Annotated in this window: 16 protein-coding genes; 15 read left to right on the plus strand and 1 reads right to left on the minus strand. The window is 44.6% G+C overall.

The window, feature by feature from the left end:
- The first annotated feature begins 5 nt into the window (after nt 1–5).
- The 4 genes from LSG31_RS07795 (at nt 6) to LSG31_RS07810 (ending at nt 3,084) form a co-directional block, all read left to right on the plus strand.
- The gene (locus tag LSG31_RS07795) at nt 6–665 is read left to right on the plus strand and encodes an amino acid ABC transporter permease (RefSeq protein WP_347438780.1); all 660 of its coding nucleotides are present in this window, start codon (nt 6–8) and stop codon (nt 663–665) included.
- Complete coding sequence (locus LSG31_RS07800) at nt 658–1,380, plus strand: amino acid ABC transporter ATP-binding protein (protein ID WP_347438781.1); 723 nt, start codon at nt 658–660, stop codon at nt 1,378–1,380. The genes LSG31_RS07795 and LSG31_RS07800 overlap by 8 nt, the downstream gene beginning before the upstream one ends.
- A gap of 213 nt (nt 1,381–1,593) precedes the next feature.
- Nucleotides 1,594–2,316: an ABC transporter ATP-binding protein gene (locus LSG31_RS07805; RefSeq protein ID WP_347438782.1), complete on the plus strand. Its 723-nt coding sequence runs from the start codon at nt 1,594–1,596 to the stop codon at nt 2,314–2,316.
- An 18-nt stretch (nt 2,317–2,334) separates the two neighbouring features.
- A complete protein-coding gene (locus LSG31_RS07810) occupies nt 2,335–3,084 on the plus strand; it encodes an ABC transporter permease (protein ID WP_347438783.1) in 750 nt (249 codons plus the stop codon).
- A 25-nt stretch (nt 3,085–3,109) separates the two neighbouring features.
- On the opposite strand, the gene LSG31_RS07815 is transcribed toward LSG31_RS07810, so the two are convergent.
- Nucleotides 3,110–3,754 (minus strand): SGNH/GDSL hydrolase family protein, encoded by a 645-nt coding sequence (locus tag LSG31_RS07815; protein ID WP_347438784.1) that lies wholly within the window; start codon nt 3,752–3,754, stop codon nt 3,110–3,112.
- Nucleotides 3,755–3,975: 221 nt separating this feature from the next.
- On the opposite strand from LSG31_RS07815, the gene LSG31_RS07820 reads away from it, so the two are divergent.
- From LSG31_RS07820 to LSG31_RS07870, 11 genes are all read left to right on the plus strand, one after another.
- Nucleotides 3,976–4,404 (plus strand): OsmC family protein, encoded by a 429-nt coding sequence (locus tag LSG31_RS07820; RefSeq protein WP_347438785.1) that lies wholly within the window; start codon nt 3,976–3,978, stop codon nt 4,402–4,404.
- Nucleotides 4,405–4,532: 128 nt separating this feature from the next.
- Nucleotides 4,533–5,231: a response regulator transcription factor gene (locus LSG31_RS07825; protein ID WP_347438786.1), complete on the plus strand. Its 699-nt coding sequence runs from the start codon at nt 4,533–4,535 to the stop codon at nt 5,229–5,231.
- 24 nt (nt 5,232–5,255) lie between these two features.
- Entirely contained in the window at nt 5,256–6,701 is a 1,446-nt protein-coding gene (locus tag LSG31_RS07830; protein WP_347438787.1) for a sensor histidine kinase, read from the plus strand.
- Between the two features lie 206 nt (nt 6,702–6,907).
- A complete protein-coding gene (locus tag LSG31_RS07835) occupies nt 6,908–8,959 on the plus strand; it encodes an efflux RND transporter periplasmic adaptor subunit (RefSeq protein ID WP_347438788.1) in 2,052 nt (683 codons plus the stop codon).
- Nucleotides 8,959–9,687 carry an ABC transporter ATP-binding protein gene (locus tag LSG31_RS07840; RefSeq protein ID WP_347438789.1) on the plus strand — a complete coding sequence of 243 codons (729 nt, stop codon included), beginning with the start codon at nt 8,959–8,961 and terminating at the stop codon, nt 9,685–9,687. Before LSG31_RS07835 ends, LSG31_RS07840 begins: the two co-directional genes overlap by 1 nt.
- Nucleotides 9,684–10,901, plus strand: a complete 1,218-nt coding sequence (locus LSG31_RS07845; protein WP_347438790.1) for an ABC transporter permease — start codon at nt 9,684–9,686, stop codon at nt 10,899–10,901. Before LSG31_RS07840 ends, LSG31_RS07845 begins: the two co-directional genes overlap by 4 nt.
- 185 nt (nt 10,902–11,086) lie before the next feature.
- Nucleotides 11,087–11,815 (plus strand): LytTR family DNA-binding domain-containing protein, encoded by a 729-nt coding sequence (locus tag LSG31_RS07850; RefSeq protein ID WP_347438791.1) that lies wholly within the window; start codon nt 11,087–11,089, stop codon nt 11,813–11,815.
- A gap of 233 nt (nt 11,816–12,048) precedes the next feature.
- Nucleotides 12,049–13,560 carry a succinyl-CoA:acetate CoA-transferase ScpC gene (gene scpC / locus LSG31_RS07855; protein ID WP_347439465.1) on the plus strand — a complete coding sequence of 504 codons (1,512 nt, stop codon included), beginning with the start codon at nt 12,049–12,051 and terminating at the stop codon, nt 13,558–13,560.
- A gap of 240 nt (nt 13,561–13,800) precedes the next feature.
- A complete protein-coding gene (locus tag LSG31_RS07860; RefSeq protein ID WP_347438792.1) occupies nt 13,801–14,085 on the plus strand; it encodes an autorepressor SdpR family transcription factor in 285 nt (94 codons plus the stop codon).
- A complete protein-coding gene (locus LSG31_RS07865; protein WP_347438793.1) occupies nt 14,072–14,719 on the plus strand; it encodes an SdpI family protein in 648 nt (215 codons plus the stop codon). Before LSG31_RS07860 ends, LSG31_RS07865 begins: the two co-directional genes overlap by 14 nt.
- Before the next feature lie 691 nt (nt 14,720–15,410).
- On the plus strand, nt 15,411–16,280 hold the full coding sequence (locus tag LSG31_RS07870; protein WP_347438794.1) for an HAD family hydrolase: 870 nt from the start codon (nt 15,411–15,413) through the stop codon (nt 16,278–16,280).
- The last annotated feature ends 156 nt before the right edge of the window (nt 16,281–16,436 follow it).

Here is a 16,436-nt window from a genome sequence, read left to right on the forward strand (position 1 = left end):
GAGACGTGCATCTGGATTTCAGTCAAATTGTGCCTGCCATCCCGTATATGCTGCGTGGGGTATTGGTCACACTGGAATTTACGCTTGCTTCGGCAGTTGTCGGATTCCTTTGGGGCACATTATTATCGTTAATTAAAATAGCTCGTTATCGGCCTTTGCAATGGTTTGGTATTGCCTATACATCGGTGTTTCGCGGAACGCCTTTGATTGTGCAATTAACTTTGATTTATTTTGCCATTCCCCAGCTGACGGGATTTGATATTTCTCAATTTCAGGCGGGTGTCTTGACGTTCGGACTGAATTCGGCCGCCTATATTTCCGAGACGATTCGCGGCGGTATTTTGGCTGTGGATAAAGGTCAAAGGGAAGCGGCTTTGTCCCTCGGCGTTCCGTACAAGCGCATGATGCTGGATATTATTTTGCCGCAAGCGGTCAAAAACATCCTGCCGGCATTGGTTAATGAAAGCATTGCGTTATTGAAAGATTCGGCGCTGATTTCCACGATCGGCGGAGCGGATCTCTTGCGCCGGGCTACCATAGTAGGTGCAGACACGTTCAAATATTTTGAGCCATTAATCATTGTCGCGTTTACCTACTATCTCTTGGTCATGCTGTTGACATGGGCGGCCCGTGGCTTGGAAAGGAGGATCCGGCGCAGTGATTAAAGTAGAAAAGCTGTATAAATCATTTGGGCAGCTTGACGTCCTGAAAGATATTTCGACGGAGATTCACAAAGGGGATGTTGTCGCAATCATAGGTCCCTCCGGTTCCGGAAAATCTACTTTGTTGCGATGCATGAATTTATTGGAAGAGCCGACGAAAGGCCATGTATTTATCAATGGGATCGATATTACGGATCCGAAAACGGATATCATGAAAATTCGACAAAACATCGGCATGGTATTTCAACACTTTCATTTGTTTCCACATATGACCGTACTTGAAAATCTGACATATGCACCGATGAAAGTGAAAAACATAGGGAAAGAAGCAGCTTCACAAAAAGCTTTTGAGCTATTGTCACGAGTCGGATTAAAAGACAAGGCGGACGTATATCCGTCAAAATTATCCGGCGGACAGAAACAGCGTGTCGCAATCGCCAGATCCCTGGCCATGGAGCCGGAAATTATGCTGTTTGATGAGCCGACATCCGCTCTTGATCCGGAAATGGTCAAGGAAGTGCTGGAAGTTATCAAATTGCTGGCCCACACAGGTATCACGATGGCGATCGTTACACACGAGATGGGGTTCGCGAGAGAAGTTGCCGATCGGATTTGTTTTCTGGAAGACGGAACATTATTGGAAGATTCACCGCCAAAAGAATTTTTCAGTGCACCGAAAAGCGAACGTGCCAGACAATTTTTGGACAAAATGTTGTAGCGGGAGTTTGCAGGCTGCGAATACAAATTCGATGACGTTCCGACAGTGTGTATAATCGATTGAATTTTGAAGAATAGGGTTTATACGCTTGCATATCCGCTTCAGGCATGGGAATATAATATCAACTTCATCCAACATATGGAGAAGAATGCATGGGAACGTTTTTGATTGGATAGCCAAGAAAACGTTTCTTCTTTTTTGGAGGAGACATTTGTGGAGGAAGTTATTCGCTTCAGCAAAGTTGCCAAGTATATTCAAACGCCAATTGGCAGGCAAGCCATACTGAATGAAGTTTCGGGAAGTGTGCCAAAAGGTGTCATTCTCACTTTGATCGGACCGTCGGGAGCGGGGAAAAGCACGTTGTTATCCCTTTGCAATTTGCTCGCGACGCCGGATGAAGGTCATGTATATGTAGATGGCAAGGAAGTACGGAGTTGGCCAATCACCGAGCTTAGGCGGTCGGTCGGTTATGTCATGCAGACGCCGACAATGCTTCCCGGCACTGTCATGAATAATCTGGCGATCGCCGCGCAGTTGCATGGAAAAACATTGGAGAACCCAGGGCATTTTCTCGATATGGTGGGGTTGGATGAGGAGCTTTTAAGCAAATCCGCGCAAGATTTATCAGGCGGACAAAAACAACGAGTGGCGCTTGCACGTACGCTTGTCAATCATCCTTCGATCTTGTTGTTGGATGAAGTGACATCTGCTTTAGACCCTGGTTCTACAAGGGAGATTGAAGATCTTTTGCTGGGATTGCAAAAAAATACGAGTACAACCATTCTGTGGATCACACATGATTTGCAACAAGCAAGACGTGTAGGAGATTATACATGGTTGTTGGCCAATGGCCAAGTCATTGAAGCGGATGAAACGGAGCGCTTTTTTTCAAAGCCGAAAGAACAACTGAGCCAGCAGTTTTTAACTGGCGTATAACAAAGGCAGGTGACCTGTTTGAGTATTGCTGCGCTTGCTTTGACATTGGTTTTTGTTTTGGTTGCGTTACTCCTGTCCCTTTGGCAAAAGTTTGGCATGGAAAAGGATATACTGATCGCGACGGTACGTTCCAGCGTTCAATTGATTGTTGTCGGATATCTGCTGAAATTTGTTTTCTCCTTGCAAAGTCCTTTGTATATTCTGCTTATGATTTTGATTATGATTCTGGTTGCTGCCCACAATGTCAAGAAAAAGACCGCCAAACGGTGGACGCTGTTTCTCAAGATCGTTGCAGCCCTAACCGTTACTGAATGTATTACACAAGGATTTTTGTTAGTGACGGGAATTGTTCCGGAGAAAGCGCAGTATATCATCCCGATCAGTGGGATGATCATTGGCAACAGCATGGTTGTATCAAGCCTTCTTTTAAATCGAATGCGTGCTGATGTAAAGGCGCGAACACAGGAAATTCTCGTCGTGCTCTGCTTGGGGGGAACAGCCAAACAAGCGATTTTCCCGATTCTTAAACAATCGATCCGTGCCAGTATGATCCCGACGATTGATAGTACAAAAACGATTGGACTCGTACAGTTGCCTGGCATGATGACTGGACAAATCATTGCCGGAGCAGATCCCATTCAGGCCGTTCGCTATCAAATCTTGATTGTTTTTACGCTGATGGCTTCTGCTGCCATGACAAGTTTTGTGCTGGGGTTCCTGGCGTATACGAATTTTTTTAATCAGTATCAACAAGTTGTGATGGAATAATCGACAAGTTTTCATGAACGGTTTTTCATATCAGGAATGGTATCAATCCCTCTGCGATAACGCGATGGCCATCGTTATTGGGATGAATCGGCGGGCTTTTACTTGTGAGAATATCCTCGAGTCGTCCGCGTTTATATCCGGCAATCCATGTTTCCAGATTTCCGGAAAACCAGGCATCAACAGGTGCGAGTGATAGATGAAAACGGCCGGCAGTCAAATGAATCACCTGATTCAAGGCTGCAATCGCTTCAACTGCGAGCGGTGAATTGGGAAACGGATTATATTGGCTGCATACAATAATACGTCCGGAACTCACATTGCGAATTGTGTTTACTAACTTGGCCAAATTTCGTTCATATGTTTTTAACGTATCTTGAATGATTGTTTCCGGTGCCCCTTGCAGTAAGGAAACTCCGGCTGTAATCAAGTCGTCACCGCCAATCCAGATGCTGATCGATGAGGATTTTTTCAAAATCGTAGCGGGAGTTTGCAATACAGATGTGAGCAAAGCTTCACTCGTCCAACCGGGTTCCGCCAATACATTCGCAATCACGTTTAGCCCCCGTTTGGAACGAAGCAATTTGCAGATGAGACTGGGATATGCGAGGAATGGGGAACTGGCGCTTGCACCGGCGGTAATGGAATCGCCAAGGGCTGTATAGATAATCACAGAAAACATTCCTCCCAGTGATGGATTCAGGCATCTTTCTTTTAGATTACGTAATTCTCCGATGATTCGAACCCGATACATGTGGAGATCCAATGGCGGAAATGAAGTCTGGAGTAAATTTTTGTAGGATTTTTCATATGATTTGAAACACGACTCAGAAAGTTGTATCTTTGTAAAAGAAGACTTTGCTGTAACGGCGCAAGGGAAAGAAGGTATAAAGAATGAATGTTCAAGTGACATGGCAAGGGAAGCGACGCTTTGAGGCACAGGGGGCATCCGGGCACAAGGTAGTGATTGATGCAAAACCTGAAGTAGGTGGAGAAGATGCCGGACCGCGTCCCATGGAGTTATTGCTGATGGGGCTTGGGGGATGTACAGGGATTGACATAACGATCATTCTTGAGAAAATGCGATATACGATTGAAAACTTTGCAGTCGAGATTCAAGGGGAACGAGCGGATCAAGACCCGAAGCGATTTACAAAGATCCAGATGCATTATCGATTGGATGGAAAAGACATCCCGCCGGAAAAAGTAAAACGGGCCATTCAATTGTCTGCGGAAAAGTACTGTTCTGCTGCCAGTTCTTTAAACGCTGCATTTGTTCATACTTTTGAACTGAATGGAGTTCATTACGAAATCGAATCATAACAAAAATGTGCCTTAGCGTATGCTAAGGTTTTTTTATAGCAAATAGTCCAGATGATAAGATGAAAAGGTGATCAGACCTTTAGAGAAGAAATGGTTTAAATAAGAAATGAAGTAGGGTGGTTCGGTTCATGAAACAAAATCAGCCGTTAATTCTTATCGTTGAAGATGATGAGTCGATTGCGTTGTTGACACAGCTCTATTTAGAAAAAGCAGGGTTCCAAGTGGCGATCGCAACGGACGGAAAACAAGGACTGCAGAAATTTATTCAGCTTGCACCAAGTCTGGTGTTGTTGGATCTTATGATACCGGAGATGGATGGGTACAGTCTTTGTTCAGAAATTCGATTATATGGATCTACGCCGATCATTATGCTGACTGCGAAAACACAAACGATCGATAAAGTAACGGGCTTGGAATTCGGTGCTGATGATTATATCGGGAAACCTTTCGACCCGCCGGAGCTCGTGGCCCGAGTCAGAGCCGTATTGCGCAGAAGTGAACAGAAGGCGCATTTACTTTTACGCTTTGAACATTTAGTCATTGACTTAACGGCATATACCGTTCAACTGGACGGGAAAATGGTGGATTTGCCCCCGAAAGAAATAGAATTGTTATATTTTTTGGCTTCTCATCCAAACCAGGTGTTCAAGCGGGAACATATTCTGGAGCGTGTCTGGGGAGAAGGGTATGAAGGAGATTTTCGAACGGTGGACGTTCATGTCAAACGACTGCGGGAAAAGTTGGAACAATCGGGACGCGCCTGGAGCATTCGGACTGTATGGGGGATCGGCTATAAATTTGCGGTGAAAGAGCCGAAACAGGATTGACCGTGGAATTTGGAGTGAATGGGTATGGGTAGATGGAGTTTATTTGCAAAATTGACGGTATTGCTTGTCTCAACCATGTTTATGACAGCGTTGGTGCTGGGAGTGGTGGGATCTAGTTTGTATCGCGGATTTATTGTCAGGGACAGGCAAGAGATCCTGCTGGAGCAAGGCCAAACCATTGCCGATTTGTTAGCCAAACAAGCGTGGTCAAAGACGGATATGCAAGCAATTATCAATTTATCCGCAAACGCGAGAGTTTCCGTTTACGTGTTTGACCAAAACGCAAAAATGCTGGTTCAATCGACCAATCACACCAAAAATCCGGATAAAAACCAGGATGAAAACTGGTACAACGAGTTCAACAAGAATCTCGTCAAACAGGCATTGGGTGGCAAAATACAGTTGCAAAGCAGCGATACCACACTCCAGGAAAGTACATTTTTTGGGCCGATGAATGTTACATTGGATGTGGCTGTGCCGATTCGCAAAAACGGACAAGTGACGGGCGCAGTTGTTTTGCGCTGGTTTGGCCTTACGCATCATCTCGATGGCGTCTATCGGTTGCTGATCTTTGCGGGAATCGCAGCAATTATCGTTACGTTTGTCTTTTCCTTTTATTTTTTGAGAAGAGTTTCCCGACCATTGCGAGAAATGAATGCGATTATTCATAAAATGTCGAAAGGAGATTTTAGCCAAAAATTAGAGGATCGTTCCAAAGATGAAGTAGGAGAGTTGGCAAAAGCATTTAATCATATGGCCGATGAATTGGCTTCCCTGGAAACGATGCGCAGGGAGTTTATCGCACATGCATCACATGAATTACGTTCCCCTCTCACTTCCATTCGCGGTTTTGCAGGTGCAATTTTAGATGGGACGATCCCGCAAAATGACCAGAAAACCTATTTGCAAAGAATCCATAGGGAAGTGCTGCGGCTTGGTGTACTGGTAGACGATCTATTGGATCTTTCACAACTGGAAAATAAACAAACGCAAATGAGTGAAAACACGATGATTTTATCCATGCCTGCCATAATTCGGGAAGTCATTGCATCATTGGAGCCTTTGCTTTATGAAAAGAAATTACAGATACAGATGGAGTTGGAAGATGTTTGCGTATACGGAGAAGCAGGCAGAATCGAGCAAGTGATGATTAATCTTTTAACAAATGCGATTCATTTTTCCCATATGGGCGGGGATATTGAGATACGCGTCAGAAAGAATCCGGATCAGGGATTTATCGAGATTAAGGATTATGGTCAAGGCATCCCAAAAGAAGAGTTAGAGAAAGTGTTTGAACGTTTTTATAAAGTCGATAAAGCAAGATCTTCCAAAAATAGCGGAACCGGTTTGGGGTTGTCGATTGCCAAACGGATCGTTGAGATGCACGGGGGCAGAATCGGGCTTGAAAGCGAGAGGGGCCAATGGACCCGAGTATGGTTCACATTGCCTTTGGTTCCGGATATTGAATAGGCGATCGATTCGATTTTCTACCTTTTTTCAAATCCTATTCATAGTTTGTTCATAATTTCTTGCTACGCTAAAGACAGCTTTGCTTCACCACGCTTATCGGCGAAGCCTTCGATGACTTTGAATCGGCTTTTTTAAGAGCCGAAAGATAGTTTTTGAACTGCATGGCGGAACGATGAATAGGAAAATGATTAGGAGGAATCGATGAAATGGCTGAGATCTCTCTCAAAAATACAGAATCCACTTTCTCAAACATGTCAAATGCAAGAAAGAAGAAAAAAATAATCGGGATTGCGTTGGCAGGTCTAATTGTAGCGGGCAGCGCCTTTGGAATCTATGAAAAAGTTGCAACACCACAAAATGTGCTTGCCGATATGCGAATCGCCACTGTCAAACGTGGCGATGTGGCGGAAACGGTGTCTGCCTCAGGAACCATACAGGCTGCTACACAAATCAAATTGAATTTTTCATCCGGCAATGGCAAATTAACGGCAGTGAATGTCAAAGTTGGAGATAAAGTGAAAGCAGGGCAAGTATTGGCGACACTTGACGACAAACAACAGCAAGCGCAACTCGCCAATGCACAAGCGAACCTGACTTCCGCCGAAGCTAAGCTTGCCCAGGCGCAAGAAGGAGCCACCGCACAGGCGATTGCACAACAAAAAGCAAGCCTGGCAGCAGCACAAGCACGCTTGGCGCAGGCCCAGGAAGCAGCAACACCACAAGCAATTGCCGTTCAAAACACCAATGTGGAGAAAGCAAAAGCAGCGCTCGATGGGGCGAAAACGGCATATCAGGATCAATTGGCGATCTTTAATGACCGTTCCCAAGACCAACAGCAACTGACAAACGCGCAAAATCAAGTGGATCAGGCACAGACGCAATTAAAAAATGCACAAGCGGGCCTCGATTCTGCAAACGCAAAATTGGCGCAGGCAAAAGAAGGACCGACTGCTTCGGAATTGCATGCAGCCCAGGTAGCTGTTGCCACAGCACATGACCAACTAATCAATGCACAGCAGCAGCAAGGGCTTGGTGGAAGTTACAGCCAGTATTTATCTGCAACAAATGCGGTCAACCAAGCGCAGGCAAACTTGGCCAACGCGGAAAATAACCTGGCAACACTGGAAAATGGAACAGATGCCAATGTAATTGCACAAGATCAAGCAGCGGTGACGCAAGCACAGACTGCTGTCGAGCAAGCGCAATCCAATCTCAAAGCAGCACAGCAAAACTACAATACGACCGTTCAGAATTATAATGACCGCAACAGCGCAAAAGCTCAGTTGGATCAGGCAAAAAGCAGCCTGGATCAGGCACAGGCATCCTACGATGGTGCGATTGCCCAATTGAATCAGCTGCAAGCTCCGCCGGATGCGAACGTAGTAAAAGCAGCGCAAGCAGCAGTGGATCAAGCACAAGCCCAATTGGATCAACTGCAGGCATCACCGGATGCGGCTGTCATTCAAGCGGCGCAGGCAATAGTAGATCAGGCACAGGCACAAGTGCAACAGGAGCAAGCCATTATAAGCGGATATACATTGCGAGCGCCGATCGACGGTGTTGTCACACAAGTGAATGGAAATCTCGGTGAAATGACGGCGAATAATACGCCGGTAATCGTCCTGGATGATTCCAATGCGAATGATCTGCAAGTGCTGGCACAAGTCAGTCAAACCGATATCGGCAAAGTCCAGAATGGCATGGATGCGACATTTAGCACAAGTACATTTCAGAATAAAACGTTCCACGGGAAAGTTTTGATGGTCTATCCGGAAGCCACCACACAGAACGGTGTAACTACATACAACGTCTTGTTATCCGTAGACAACCGTGAAGGATTGCTGAAACCGGGAATGACTGCAAATATAACGATCCAGGTCGGTGTCCACAAAAATGTGCTGTATGTTCCTTCGATGGCGCTCAAAGAAGTGAATGGCAAAGACGGCGTCATGATGGAGTCGAGTTCTGCAAACGAAACGGGAACACAAGCAACAAGCACAGCTGCAGATGCGTCCGGCAAAAAACGGAAGAAGAATGCCGCTGCTAGTGCAAATGGCGCTGGACTCCATTTTCAGCCAGTAAAAATCGGCTTTTACAGCCCGGATAAAGTGGAGATTGTTTCCGGATTAAAAGAGGGAGACAAGGTAGCCATTACGCTTTCGACGCCGAGTGGGCCGAATAATCGGCCAGGCGCATTCGGAATGGGAAATCGGGCATTTGGCGGCGGATTTGCCGGAAAAGGAGGGAAAGGCCACTGATGAAGCAGCCGCTGATCAAGATTGAAGGGTTAAAAAAAGTTTATCAGATTGGCGATCAACAGATTCAAGCGCTGCGTGGTGTAAGTCTGGAAATCCATGAGGGAGAGTTTGTTGCCATCATGGGTCCTTCCGGCTCCGGCAAGTCTACCATGATGAATGTGCTGGGATGCCTGGACAAACCGACAGCTGGCGAATATATTCTGGACAATTACCGAATATCTGACGCGCATGACGACGATTTGGCGTTTATCCGCAATCGAAAAATCGGATTTGTCTTTCAGAATTTTAATCTCTTGCCCAGGACCACAGCAGTAGAAAATGTGGAATTGCCTTTGATGTATTCCGGGATACCTGTGCGGGAACGGAAAGAACGCGCTATCATGTCGCTGCAAAACGTAGGCCTTGGAGAACGATTATGGAATAAGCCGAATGAATTATCGGGCGGCCAGCAGCAGCGGGTGTCAATTGCGAGAGCGCTTGTGAATCATCCGGTGATCCTGTTGGCAGATGAACCGACAGGAGCATTGGATACGAAAACGAGCCTAGAGATCATGAGTATTTTCCAACAACTCAATGATAGCGGAAAAACGGTGATTCTCGTTACACATGAGCCCGATATAGCAGAGTATGCCAAACGAATCATTCGTTTTCGGGACGGGCAAATCGAGGAGGATCAGCCGGTTATGAAGCGAAGAATGGCTTATAAAACCGAGGTGGCAGCCACATGAACGTATTTGAAAGCTTGCGAGTTGCATTTCGCAGTGTAAAATCCAATACATTGCGTTCGATTTTAACAATGCTTGGAATTATTATCGGCGTTGCAGCCGTGATTGCGATGGTGGCAATCGGTCAAGGGGCTACTGCTAGCGTCTCTGCAAGAATTCAGGGACTCGGGAGCAATCTTTTGATTGTCAGACCGGGTCAGGCAGTGCAAGGCGGCATCAAAATGGGAGCGGCATCGCTGGATACGCTGACACTGAATGATGCCAACGCAATCGCCAAACAAAGTTCCATCGCCGGAGTTGCCCCAGATATCAGCAGGCCTGCTCAGGTTGTGTATGGAGATCAAAACTATGCCACAAGCATTGAAGGTACGACAGCCGATTATCCTCTTGTACGCAGCACAAATGTGCAGAGCGGCCGGTTTTTTAACAAATTCGAAGTGAACGGCGAGGCAAATGTAGCAGTACTCGGCACAACCGTTGTGCAGAATTTGTTTGGCGATGCAAATGCGAACCCGCTTGGAAAAGTGATTGAAATCAATCAGATGCCTTTTACCGTTATCGGCGTTTTGGAAAGTCAGGGCAGTCAGGGAGTGACGAACAATGACGATCGCATCATCATACCGATTACCACTGAAATGAACCGTCTGTTTACGATTAACAAGATCCGAACGATTTTTGTGTCGGCTAAATCGGCAGATCTCATGAATCAAGCCCAATTTGATATCGAAGCGGCCATGCGGGCACAGCATAATTTGGCGCCAGGACAGGACGACGATTTCATGATCAGTTCCCAAGCGCAAATTTTAACTACGGCTCAAAATGTAAATTCGGTCATGACGACACTTTTGGCCGGAACTGCAGCCATATCATTGATCGTTGGCGGTATCGGGATTATGAATATCATGCTGGTTTCCGTTACGGAGCGCACACGGGAAATCGGAATCCGAAAGGCGATCGGCGCCACACGCGGCGTCATTCTCACACAATTTTTGATTGAATCTGTGATGCTTAGCGTTCTTGGAGGCATCATTGGCATTTTGCTCGGTGTCGGATTATCTTTGCTTTTAAATCATATGGGTGTTATTGCTACTGCGATCACACTTTCCCCAATTTTGTACGCATTCTTCTTTTCTTTGTTGGTCGGGATTGTCTTTGGCGTATATCCGGCTCGCAAGGCGGCGAGTCTGAATCCGATCGATGCGCTGCGATATGAATAGGTGGCAAGATATAAAGAAAATAGATTATAATTTTCTTTAAATAAGACATCCTTAACATGGATCCTTTACAATCATAAGCCACGTCTTTTACATGCAGCTGTTTACATGCAACTGAATGAACGAAACGGATGCATGACCTTTGCCTTTTACGGAAATCGAATCGGGATATAGGAGAGCGGTAAAATATGACCGAAGAATTTTCGGTGGAAAATTTCCAATTAAGTGAACAGAACGGGCAGTTGGATTTGAAAGTCATATACCAGGTACTTCAGTCTCTCAATGAATTTTTCCCTAAAGACACTTCGATTGCATTATCCGACGAAAAACAATATGTAATCTATCGGCCAAGTCCGGCGATCGATCTTAAGATTGCCCCGGGACAACCGGTTAAAATGGGGTCAATCGCGCAACAGACATTGCTTGAACGACAGAAAATCATGAGCCACGTTCCGGCCAATGTGTTTGGCATCCCGTATTACGGATTGGGTACGCCTCTTTATAATGAACATGGTCATGCGGTTGGCGCATTAACGTTGATTTTCCCGCCGGAACAGGCTGCATTTTTGCAGCGCACGCCAAAAGACCGCTTTTTGGTCGGGCAAGTGGATGAACACTTTGTTCCAGTTGCGATTGACTCGATTGTATTTGCCACAAGTATCGATGGGAATACGTATATCCATACCAAATCCGATCAATTCCGCGTCAAACATACCCTCCAAGAGTTGGAATGGCGCTTGCCAACAGATCAATTTGTACGCTGTCACAGAGCGTTTTTGGTCAATGTTGCAGGTGTTGAGGAGATTCAAAGAGATTTTCACTCGACGTTTTTACTCATTATGAGGGACTCTGATCGTACGCGCATTCCTGTGAGCCAGAAGTATACAAGTGCGTTTCGGCGAGCGCTCGGTTTTTAACAGGAATGTTTGAATGCTTTGAAATACCGCATATTAATATTTACAACCAGATATTAACACCGGTAACCAAGAAAAGGAATCGCTCTGAATGCGGTTCCTTTTCTGCTTTATTTCTATTTTTTCTGCTTTATCCACTTATTTTGTCGATTAACCGGAATGCGAAGCCACGGTAAGGGGGGTATGATATTATCTTTGTAAACGCTATCAAATGTTAGGGTGGGGTGATCGACTTGATCGAACAACGCATTCGCAATAAAAAATTTTTCGATAAAATTGTAACAGCCGAACAAGCGGCTGCTTTGATAAAAAATGGCATGACCGTTGGCTTGAGCGGCTTTACCCGATCCGGAGACGCGAAAGTAGTGCCGATTGCTTTGGCAGAACGAAAAAAATCGACAAATCAGCCATTGAAAATAAACGTTTTTACAGGTGCGTCCATTGGCGACGAAGTTGATGGAATTCTCGCCGAAGCAGATATGATTCATAAACGACTGCCATTCCAGGCAGAGAAAAAACTGCGTACAAAGATCAATAGCGGCGACGTTTTATTTATCGATCAGCATTTGTCTCATACTGCCGAACAAATTCGAGCCGGCCAGCTGCCTGCGATTGATGTTGCAATTATTGAAGCGGTTGCTATTACGGAGGAAGGAGGAATTGTTCCTACCACTTCTGTCGGCAATTCATCTACATTCGCCAAAAACGCCAAGGAAATTATTATCGAGTTGAATATGGCACAACCTCTCGGTTTGGAAGGGATTCATGATATCTATGAATTGGAAAATCGTGGACAACGGATGCCCATACCGCTGACTCAAATTGATCAGCGAATCGGAAAAACGTATATTGAAGTTGATCCGCAAAAGGTGAAAGCGATTGTTATAACGGAAAAACAAGACAATACCTCATCCATTGCTTCACCTGACGCCGAAACCGAACAAATGGCCGGTCATTTAATTGATTTTTTTCGTAATGAAGTCAACCATGGCAGACTGCCGGCAAATTTGATGCCGTTACAATCAGGTATTGGTTCGGTTGCAAATGCAGTGTTCCACGGCTTTCTTCAATCGGAGTTTTCTGATCTAAAAGTCTTTTCTGAAGTTTTGCAGGATTCGGTGTTTGATTTGATTGATGCAGGAAAAATTTCCTATGCATCTGCATGTTCCATTACGCTTTCTCCGAAGCGTGCGGCTGAAGTAGTATCCAGTATTGAAAAATACCGCGACAAACTGATTTTGCGGCCACAGGAAATAACGAATCATCCGGAGTTGATTCGCCGTCTTGGATTGATTTGTATCAATACAGCACTTGAATTCGATATATATGGGAATGTCAATTCTACACATGTCATGGGAACCAATATGATGAATGGGATCGGCGGATCCGGTGATTTCGCCCGCAATTCTCTATTAGGCGTATTTGTATCGAAATCGACTGCAAAACATGGTCAAATTTCCAGCATTGTTCCAATGGTTTCACATGTGGATCACACAGAGCATGATGTGGATATCGTAGTTACCGAACAAGGTCTTGCTGATTTGCGCGGACTGGCACCACGTGAACGCGCGAAAGTGATCATTGAGAATTGTGCGCATCCGATGTATAAGGATGCACTCCGGGAGTATTTTCATGAAGCTTGCAAGCGCGGCGGTCAAACCCCGCATATGCTTGAGCAGGCACTTTCCTGGCATGTCCGATATCAGCAGTCAGGGAGTATGTTAGCGGCACAAGAGGTTCTTATCTAAATTTTGTTTATCAACCATACCTTTCGATAAAACCCGTTGTCAGATGCAAGATCTGAAGCGGGTTCTTTTTTCTGGAAAGATTTTTAGGTTTTAGCCGATTGCATGTTGGATAAAAAAGTGATAAGTTTATTTCGATTAGATAATTAGATATTTTTCTAAATATATAATTTAAGAAAGGAGACTGGTTGTTCGGTTTCTAAGTTAGCGGATGATTGAAATTTGCGGAAAAGGTGAATGTACATGTTTGATGAGAGTTTTAAAGCGCTAGCAGATCCGACACGTCGACAAATTTTACTGATGCTTCGCGATCGAGACATGACTGCCGGGGAAATTGCAGGATGTTTTTCCATTTCAAAGCCGAGTTTAACTCATCACTTGAATTTGTTGAAGCAGGCAAATATGGTCATTGATACAAGGGAAGGCCAATTTATCCGATATTCATTAAATACAACGGTTATGCAGGATTTGATCGGTTGGATGATGGGGAAATGGCAGAAAGGTGATACAAATGATGAACAAAAGTAGAATTTCTAAATGGAGCATATATGGTTGGTGTGTTATCGTATTTACTTTCATTGGAGGAGTATTTCTGCAATCGCATATGCACCATCGCATTCCTATTCATTGGAATATTACAGGAAATGTAGATGGTTATGCACAGCCATGGGTGGCTGTTTACATTATGCCAGTGGTGCATGCGATTATTTACGGATTTTTGTTGATTCTTCCTAAAATTGATCCGAAACGCGACAATTACTTGACCTTTGATCATACGTATCGACTGTTTACATTCGTTTTTGTGCTATTTTTTAGTGCGCTTATATGGATGGTGGACTTGCAAGGGATTGGCATGCAATTTCCGTTGGTTATGCTTCTGCAACTGATGTTGGGAATCCTTTTTGTGATTTTGGGTAATTGGCTGGGCAGAGTGCGTCATAACTATTTTATTGGAATTCGTACTCCATGGACGTTAGCCAATGAGACCGTTTGGAAAAAGACACACCGATTTGTTGGCAAATTATATGTGATATCTGGTGTTATCATTGGTTTCGCCGCTGCTTTGCCGCATACCGTTGGATTTGTCGTCATGATTGCTCTGATCCTGTTAAGCAGCAGCATGGGAATCGTTTATTCCTTCATGATTTACAGGCGTATATAAAATTGATTGCAGATTGTGAACTCGAGATGGAACAGTCGCTTTGCTTTGTTTCACTTTATCAAATAAGATAGTTTTGTGTCATTATTTCTCGGGAAATGACGAATAGGAAGTAATGAATCGACTTGACTCGACATCTGACAACCAATGTTAAATGAACACGGATCTGAATCCGTGACGATAGTCACTGATTGCAGGGGGGTGGCACGAGTACACATGCAGTTGCTCAAACAGTGCCGATCATCTTGCTCGGATTACGTTTATAATGTCGCAAGACGATCGGCAAACTCGCCCTTTGCATGTGTACGTATACCGCCCCCAATTTGCTTTTGATGATTGTAAGCATACTTTAATGAACCCTTGAAAATAAAGGATTGTAAAGGTGTTACCCTCTATTTTTTCTTCTCGCTTTACGTCGTACATGCCGCGTATATCCTATGAAAAGCAAGGAACCACGGATTGTTTCTGCCAAATCGAAGTCGAATCTGTCTGACTTGTTTCCCATGGCATAAAAGGCCAAGATAAGAAACAGCAACATCCCTATATGAGATATCCGGTGAAGGATTATCAGGCACATGAGATTGGTTTAAGCGTTACGGATTCTGGTGTGAGTAATAAGATTTTGGGGTGATTGAATAGAATCCCCTATTCATGTATATTTGCAGCAGATAACGATGGGAATTGGGGGATTTATATGGGCTCATTGGCAGCTATTGATTATAGCAAGGTTAAGTTGGTGATATTCGATTTGGATGGCACATTATATGAGGACGATGATCATTTTGAATATTATGCAGAACAATTGAAACATAGGCTGCCAGAGCATCTGCAAGCCTCCTTTTCAAATGACTATAATCAAGCGAAAGATGGAAAACTGCCTTTGCAAATTGGAAGAGTGTATGATCAACAAAAGGATTGGATTTTTGTTCAAAAGGCGGGTGAGATTGAGGAAGTATACGACTGGAAAGGAGATGCAGTTGATACACCCGAATGGCAACGTGTTTACGGGGAAGGTTGGCAGATTGATTTTGAACGTATTTTTTCGATCGGGGATTCATGGTGGATTCCTAATGCGATTGCGAGACATTATGGATTGGGTGCAGACAAGAGCCACGAGGCATTTATCGCAACTCGTGAATTGATGATGAAGCCGGAATTTCGTATAGCCCAAATACCTAGACTTGCGGAAACCATTCAAAAGCTACAATCGGAATATGGGTGGATTACAGTACTGATGACGAACAGTCCGGAAATAGACAGTCGGGTGATATTGCAAAAATTGGGATTGGAAAGCTATTTTGCAAAATTTATTTTTCGGGCCCGAAAACCTGTTCGAACAAAAGAGATCGTACAATCATTATCTGAACAATTTCATGTTGGATATTCGAAAATTCTAAGTATTGGAGATAATCTCATAAATGAAATTTTGCCGGTCATTCAACTTGGCGGTCAAGGGATTCATATCAATATTGGTAAAATTTCGGAAGAGTTTTTAGAGCCGGCGCCACGCGTCGATTCGATGACAGAAATCATTGAAGATCTTGAAAAGCGCCACTTGATATAGGTACCGAGTGTCAGGGGTGGGCATGATTACACATGCTGACGCTCAAACAGTACCGATCATCTTGCATGATTAACAGATGTATAGTGGCAAGCGCACCGATCAACGGACGCTTGGCGGATTGTTTTGTGTTTGCTGAGCGACGAGGCAAACACCTTG

Origin of the sequence: Fodinisporobacter ferrooxydans (genome assembly GCF_022818495.1) — a bacterium.
In the GTDB taxonomy this organism is placed as follows: domain Bacteria; phylum Bacillota; class Bacilli; order Tumebacillales; family MYW30-H2; genus Fodinisporobacter; species Fodinisporobacter ferrooxydans.